Origin of the sequence: Methanospirillum lacunae, from assembly GCF_003173355.1 — an archaeon.
Classification (GTDB): Archaea; Halobacteriota; Methanomicrobia; order Methanomicrobiales; family Methanospirillaceae; genus Methanospirillum; species Methanospirillum lacunae.
On sequence record NZ_QGMY01000024.1, the window covers coordinates 1 to 7,734 of the forward strand.

4 protein-coding genes are annotated in these 7,734 nt (G+C 42.9%); 3 read left to right on the forward strand and 1 reads right to left on the reverse strand.

The window, feature by feature from the left end:
• Window positions 1-164: 164 nt before the first annotated feature.
• The gene (locus DK846_RS17310) at window positions 165-1,592 is read right to left on the reverse strand and encodes an IS1634 family transposase (protein ID WP_109970264.1); all 1,428 of its coding nucleotides are present in this window, start codon (window positions 1,590-1,592) and stop codon (window positions 165-167) included.
• Window positions 1,593-2,018: 426 nt separating this feature from the next.
• Between DK846_RS17310 and DK846_RS17315 the strand changes: the two genes are divergently transcribed.
• The 3 genes from DK846_RS17315 to DK846_RS17325 all read left to right on the forward strand — a co-directional run bounded on the left by DK846_RS17315 (window position 2,019) and on the right by DK846_RS17325 (window position 7,411).
• Window positions 2,019-2,420, forward strand: a complete 402-nt coding sequence (locus DK846_RS17315) for a secondary thiamine-phosphate synthase enzyme YjbQ (RefSeq protein ID WP_109970261.1) — start codon at window positions 2,019-2,021, stop codon at window positions 2,418-2,420.
• Between the two features lie 453 nt (window positions 2,421-2,873).
• Window positions 2,874-4,355 (forward strand): amidohydrolase family protein, encoded by a 1,482-nt coding sequence (locus tag DK846_RS17320; protein ID WP_181391855.1) that lies wholly within the window; start codon window positions 2,874-2,876, stop codon window positions 4,353-4,355.
• Window positions 4,356-5,179: 824 nt separating this feature from the next.
• Window positions 5,180-7,411 carry a S8 family peptidase gene (locus tag DK846_RS17325; protein WP_109970263.1) on the forward strand — a complete coding sequence of 744 codons (2,232 nt, stop codon included), beginning with the start codon at window positions 5,180-5,182 and terminating at the stop codon, window positions 7,409-7,411.
• Window positions 7,412-7,734 lie beyond the last annotated feature (323 nt).

The following is a 7,734-nucleotide window of genomic DNA, read 5'->3' on the forward strand; positions in this document are numbered from 1 at the left end:
ATAGAATAGCATTACGCAATCTGAATACCAACCTCTTGTCACACACCTAACTTTGCCACTTTGACTTCAGACAGACAATGAGATCATCCACTATCATGATCTAATTTTTCTCGAATTTTATCGGGATAGTGTATTTGACAGTTGAAGATTTTTCCTTCAAAACCTCATGTAACCACCCAATTATGGTCCAAAATAGCCGTGTTGATGGCATCAAAATTGGAGTGAATGAACTTTTTTGTCTTCCTCATCCACGAATCAATGGTAACTGTCAAATTCGATAGCGCCATTTTGATGGATTTTGTTGACGTGTGCTTCAGTTCAGGAATCTCAAATCGGATTAGGGAGATAAATATCTGTGCGATAAATCCAATGATTAACGCCCCGTAAATACTGTTATCGGTCCATACACGCAATGGTTTGATCTCAATCTCGTTTTTGAGAGAATTGAATATCTTCTCAATTGAGTCTTTTTTCCGATAGATCAGAAGTGCTTCACTAAGTGTCAAATTCTTGCTCGATTTCAGGCTAAAAAATCCCTCTCTCCCTGTGATGAACTTATCTTCAAGGAGCTTAACGGCGTCATCTTCTGAGAGTTCAATCAGTTTTGTCTGGATGGAGTAGTCCACATCCACAAGAAGATTGTTTATCCTGAATCGTTTTGGAAGAGCCTTATTCTTGTCAATACTATCCTGAATGGCCTTTGCTTCTTTTATCTCCCGAATGACTTTTCTGGCTCTGGATTCCAGTTGCTCCTTTTGCAGTTTTTTTGAGAAGTAGAGGTAGTTAGTACTGTTCGGCTTCTCTATTTTAACTCCGCGAATCCCTGATTCATCATCAATTATTTGAGGATTATATGTTTCAAAATGAGCGATTATCTTGTCATCGCTCTTGTTGAGCTTCTTTCCGCTGATGTACTGAAGATTATCTGCACGGATCATCTGAGTATTTGTGACACTGTTCGCTCCTTTATCGAATATCACCAGAGATCCTTCTCTCAACCGGTTGTTTGACTGCATATATGTCTTCTTGAAGTGGGTCTGATCATTGAGATTGCCAGGTTCGATTGTCAGCCCAATAGGGATATGAATTGGGTCAGAAAGTTCTGTAACGCCAACTGTAATCTGTTTTTTATCTGGCCGATGATCCCGGCTGTAACCATACTTTCCAAGATGGGCTTCATTTCCATGAAGAACTATACTGGTCCAGTCCATGTTGATGTTAGTGTGCTCAAAATCATACCTCAAAAATAGGACATCCTGGATATCAGAGATGATTACACCCCGATTAGCACCAAGGATTTCAAGGACCCGGTAAAGTGTTCTTTCGCTGAAAGGAGGGAGGGAAAATTCTGCAAGCACCTCTGGCCGGTTGATCCACTCGTGAGCTCTTTTAATGCTGAAGTTATCCGTTAATTTGTAACTGATGAGGGCTCTAAGCAGATTATTGATATCGATACCTCTTGTCTTGTGTTTCCCGAAGATATCGATAAAGTTCAGGACTTCATACAGCCTATTAACGAGGAAAATGGTACCGATAGGAAAGGATATATTTTCATTTGGCTCAAGTTCATTAGTTCTTAGTTTTGTTTGCATTTTGGCCGATTCAAACATCACTAAGAACACACTTATTTCTTGTTAGTGGCAAAGTTGGGTTGTAACTGTTCATGAAATAAAATTTCAAAATTCCGTGATGTGGATACAAAAATTAATTGATACAAACTCTGAACTAAGATTTTAGTGATAGGAAAGAATATTCCCCTCGTGATACCGTGGGGTATCGCTCGAATATTAAATTCTTTTAACAATAGTGTTCTATCCCCCACAAGATGGCAGATTCAGGTAAAAATTTTGGGGCCCAAACTTGCTGATATTGGACTTTAATGAAATGTTGCAGTAGAAATTGAACCAATTTCATAGAGAAAATTACTTGCTGGTTTTTGTTTTTACTACCTCAAGGTTACAGGAGTCGATAATACATGATATTGTTAAAAGACAACAACAGCAGGATATGGTGATCATATGAAGTGGACAAAGGTAGAAATCAGTACCAGGTCGAGAACAGAATTCGTTGATATCACGAACAAGGTTTCAGATGAACTGAAGAAAACGGGTGTACTGAACGGAACCTGCAATGTGTACATGCCACACACAACGGCCGGCCTGACCATCAACGAGAATGCAGATCCTGATGTAACGCGTGATCTCCTTGCCGGCCTTACCCGCCTCGTGCCAGTGAGGGGAGATTACCGACATGCAGAGGGAAATTCAGACGCCCACATCAAGGCATCACTCATGGGTTTTTCTCTTATGGTGCCTGTCATTGATGGCCATCTGGCACTTGGTACCTGGCAGGGCATTTATTTCTGTGAGTTCGACGGTCCCAGGAATCGGCAGGTGCTGGTGGGAGTTTCAGGTGAATAGGTCATTGTATCAGGGAAAAATACACCAGGTCTTCAGAGAGAGGATTATATGACACTAACGGAGAAGAAAAATTCTCACCTCTTACCTGTTCAGATACCCGAGTGGTGTCTTTCGCAGTCAAATAAGATGCACACAGCCATCACACAAACTTCGTTGCCTTCCGTTAATCCCCGTGAATCACGGTCATCATCCATTCCAGGGATAAAACACCGATTCATCGGATTTTTCCTGAAAACCATTTTCAGTTGTCTCGGATTGACCCCAATAGACACCATTGGGATTTAGTGCAACCACCATTCCCTTCATCTAAAAACCTTTCCTGTTAACATCCATTCAAACGTAATTCAGATAGAAACCGGGTCGGCCAGTGATGCATGCATTTCAGGAAATATCCCTCCCATGAAGATTCATATATCCTCCAGACAGAGATACCCCATTATACGGTCTGAAATCATGTCATCAATTCCACGAACCACAATGAATCTGCTCTTTCTCATCGTGTGTTTATCCATTATTATCCCAGGCCCCTGTTATGCAATAATACCGGATCCACAATGCCCGAACATATCAACATATTTTGATTCTATCAGATCTGACCGGGATGAACTCATTCCCTTCTTTAGTAATATGCCTAAGGGAGGAGACATACACATTCATCTCTCCGGGGCAATTCCACCTGAAAAACTTATTGCAATCGCAGCCAGTCATGATCTTCTTGTCGATCCCGCAACCGGTCAACTGGTTGATCAGGCAACAAACCAGCCATACAATTATACTCCACTCGGACCTCTTGTCCCGGTATCATCTGCATACACTAATGCAACCCTGTTTACATTCCTGGTATCCAAGTGGTCGATGGCTGGTTTTTCATTTGAAAACCAGACAGGGCATGATTGGTTTTTTAGTACCTTTGATCTTATCGATCCTGTTACGTACTATGATGGAGAACTGATTGCCAGTATGAGGGACCAGGCAGCCTCTGATAAGATCAGGTATCTTGAATTGATGACGTCCCAGACCAATTCTGATAACGTCAGGCAGATCGTCAGTCAGGTTCCCTGGGATGATAATCTCTCAGTGCTGCGGAAAAATCTGTTAGATGCTGGTCTTGTTGATATCTGCAGACAGAAAGTCCAGACCCAGGCAACCTATGATCAGGTGTCGCGTGAACATGCAACACCAGAAGGCAGGAATGTCATAGTCAGATACACCTACGAAGCCCTTCGATTTTATCCGTTAAAAGAGGTGTTCAGTGACCTGCTCCAGGCATTTGAAATCGCCAACCAGTCACCACTCGTAGAGGGAGTTACACTCGTTGGCGATGAATCTGACCAGTATTCGCTCAAGGATTACGATGAGCACATGAAGATGGTGGGATACCTTCATAGTGTTTACCCCGATGTCGGCATTACGCTCCATGCTGGTGAACTGACACCAGAACTGGTGCCTCATGCCGATCTACAGGACCATATCTCCGAGGCCATATCCACCGGGAATACTTCGCGAATCGGACACGGAGTCAGTATCATGTATGAGAAAGACAGGGAGGGAGTGCTGGAAAAAATGGCTGCCTCCCACATTCCGGTTGAGATCCTTCTGACCAGCAACCTGCAGATATTAGGGATAGATACTGCAGATCACCCGGTATCATCATACCTGGATCATGATGTTCCGGTGATTCTTGCAACAGATGATCCCGGTGTCGAATGCACCAATCTCACCCAGGAGTTTGTTAATCTCACGTTGAACAAACCCCGGGTTTCATATGAGCAGATTCGGGAGATAAATCTGAATAGCATCAAGTACAGTTTTCTTCCGGAAACTGAGAAGAACCGGATGCTGGCAGAACTCAATGAGAGCCTGCAGGAGTATGAACATGGAGTTTTAGCCGGATACAAAGGATCTCCTGGATGTGAGACTGCTATGACTGCGTAAAGAGAGTGCCCTGTTTCCAGGCTATGGTACTGGGGCCATAACCGGATAGTCGACCGGGCAAATAACGCCTTTTTTTATATTTAGCCCTCAATTTTTTGATATTTTCCTGTTCATTTTGTCAGGATTAAACCGATGTATTATAGGGCCTAAAATTTAAAAAGAGGCTCGGAAATAAGTTAAATAGAAGGGTATTAAGGAAGAGTGAGAATCAACCCGGTCCAGATAGTGGTTGAGACTGAGATCCGGGCTTTATGGTGCCATATAAAAACGATATTTGGGCTCCTTTTTTTGAGGCACACAGATTGGAGAGTGCTCAATATTATCCCGTTTGATAAATTACCTTTAAAATTCTGATAAAACCTACTATAACTAAAAAAATCGAGGATTTATATCTTGGGAAATAATCAAGGACACTTCCATTTTGTCCCCACCATATCTATTATTTCCATATATCATTCAGTTCATACTTACTCATCTGGTATCGAAATGTAGTCCCCTCATGCCCTTTATGATAGAATAGGTATGCTGCCACTCCAGGTGCATCATTTTCTGAGATATTCAAATCCAAATTCCATCAAAAAAATGCGCCAAAAAATTAACAATGAAAACAGATGGTAAACAGACCCGGATTGATACTCATCCAGGGCCGTATGAATAGAGCATAATTCTGAACACAGTTCATAAATATGTCATTTTACTCTGAAAGAAAACACCATTTTCAAAACTTTCAGAGGTAACCGGAAAAATTCATCCTGAAAGGAGAGAGAAAGTTCATGCCCAAGAACAGCAGATATCAGCATTATTACTAATTCAAGGGGAGTATTATGATCTTTTTTCCATCTAAACCAATATCGGCATTCCTTATCGTTATCCTGATTTTTCTCTGTTTCTGTTCATCTTCAGTTGCAGAACAAAATGGGAACACGGGTAATGAACGTTCACTCGCTTCAGGAACAGTGAATCAAAACCAGAATTCCCTGTATGTTTCATCCGAACACGCTACAGACAGGCTGATTGTCAGGTATAATCCTGATAAAGTTAAGACAAAGTCAGAGATGATGTCTGTTCAGTCAGTGGCAAATGCAGATGCGGGGACGAAAGTTATTCATGATACCAGCAACAGTGGAATTCCCGGGATGCAGGTAGTTCAGGTTACCGGAACAACGTTGGAGAATGCCATGGAATCATACCAGTCCAATCCTGATGTCATGTACGTTGAACCAGATTACAAGATATCTTTAAGCCCGGGTGAAGATACCGGAGATGCTCCGGCAATGGCAAGTATGCAGGCTGTCAGTTCGTCATATCCGAACGACCCACAGTATCCGTACCTCTGGGGACTGCACAATACCGGGCAGTCGCCATTTTACGGAACAAGTAATGCAGATATTCAAGGTCCACTGGCATGGGGAGCAACGACCGGTTCACCTGCTGTTACCGTTGCAGTTGTGGATACCGGTGTAGATTATTCCCATCCGGATCTGGCAGCAAACATCTGGACTAATCCCGGAGAGATAGCAGGAAACGGTATTGATGATGATGGAAACGGATACATCGATGACACAAGAGGGTGGAATTTTATTGATAAGAACAATAATCCCATGGACGACAACGGGCATGGTACCCATTGTGCCGGGACCATTGCTGCAATAGGTAACAATGGTATCGGGATTGCCGGAGTAACCTGGAAATGCAAGATCATGCCCCTGAAATTCCTCAATTCCCAGGGAGACGGGTATGTTTCTGACGCTATCTCTGCAATTCTGTATGCAAATCTGAAGGGAGTCCCGGTAATATCTCTTTCATGGGGTGGGCTGCAATCCCAGTCACTCAAGGATGCAATTGACGCATCATCAGCCGTGGTTGTCTGTGCAGCAGGAAACACCGGTGCAAATGCAGATACCAATCCGATATATCCTGCTGCATACACTAGTAACAACGTCATTTCAGTTGCTGCAACTGACTACAATGACAAACTGGCATCTTTCTCGAATTATGGCCAACAATCTGTAGATCTCGCTGCTCCCGGAGTAAGTATTTACAGTACTGCTCCATCAGGAGGATACAAATTTATGAACGGGACATCCATGGCAACCCCCTATGTTTCAGGAGTTGCAGCTCTCTTAAAGTCCCAGAATCCTTCCATGACTGCAGTCCAGATAAAAAGCAGGATACTCAGCAGTTGCGACATTCTCTCTTCATTGTCAGGAAAAGTTGCAACAGGCGGAAGATTAAATGCAGCCAAGGCACTTGGAATCAGCAGTCCAACCCCGACTCAGACCCCTACAATTACCAGAACACCAACTATTACCCAGACTCCAAATCCAACACCAACCATAACCAGAACGCCTACTCAGACTCTGACTCCAACTCCTACCCCCACTGTTACCAGAACACCGACTCAGACCCGGACACCGTATCCAACACCGACCGTGACCAAAACCCCTATTCAGACTCTGACTCCAACTCCTACCTCCACTATTACCAAAATACCAACACAGACCCAGACTCCATATCCGACAAATCAACCCTCGAATAATTGTGGAATCTACAAAACTGATACTAAGACGAATTATCTCAGGCAGGGACAGGCCATGGTATTTGGCTATTACATTCCTGAAGACGGTCGATCCCGTATCGAGTGGAAGATGAATTCCTTTGGTATGTCTAATCCAGGAAAAGGTTCAATTAAAAACGATAAAAATGATAAAAAATCCGGATACAGTTTTGTGGGCAAAGATTCAGCAGTCTTTGATCTCTATATCTGCAAGGATTGTAATCCGAAGTATTCGTATTGTACAGCATACAGATACGCATCTGGTTCGAATTCTTACGTTTCCATAACTCATCCGACAGCAGGGTCAACATATTATGCCCTGGTTTATGCAAGAAGTGGGAGTGGAACCTTTAACCTGCAGACAAACAGTTACAAATGCCCGGATAACCCGCCAGGTATTACTGCATCAGCACAATCTGTTGCGGATTCCAGTAGATCCGGGGATTCAGGATCCAACTCTGATGTTCAAATTCCTCAGGCTGAATTCGTGTCATACTGAGGAGAATATTCAGAACCATTCTTTGAAGATCATCGGTTTCACGGCTCAAAACCGTGACTCACAGATTTCGGAGCCTGATTAATCCCCTGTATAGAAGCGACGAGCATTTACACAAGGCCCAATCCATCAGGAATGGTACAACCCAACTTTGCCACTAACAAAAAATAAATGAGTTCTTAGTGATGTTTGAATCGACCAAAATGCAAACAAAACTAAGAACTAATGAACTTGAGCCAAATGAAAATATATCCTTTCCTATCGGTACCATTTTCCTCGTTGATAGGCTGTATGAAGTCCTGAACTTTATCGATATCTTCGGGAAA

Excerpts from the sequence above, each read along its gene's own strand:
- DK846_RS17310 (WP_109970264.1), bottom strand. The coding sequence starts at position 1,592 with ATGCAAACAAAACTAAGAACTAATGAACTTGAGCCAAATGAAAATATA.
- DK846_RS17315 (WP_109970261.1), top strand. The coding sequence starts at position 2,019 with ATGAAGTGGACAAAGGTAGAAATCAGTACCAGGTCGAGAACAGAATTC.
- DK846_RS17320 (WP_181391855.1), top strand. The coding sequence starts at position 2,874 with ATGTCATCAATTCCACGAACCACAATGAATCTGCTCTTTCTCATCGTG.
- DK846_RS17325 (WP_109970263.1), top strand. The coding sequence starts at position 5,180 with ATGATCTTTTTTCCATCTAAACCAATATCGGCATTCCTTATCGTTATC.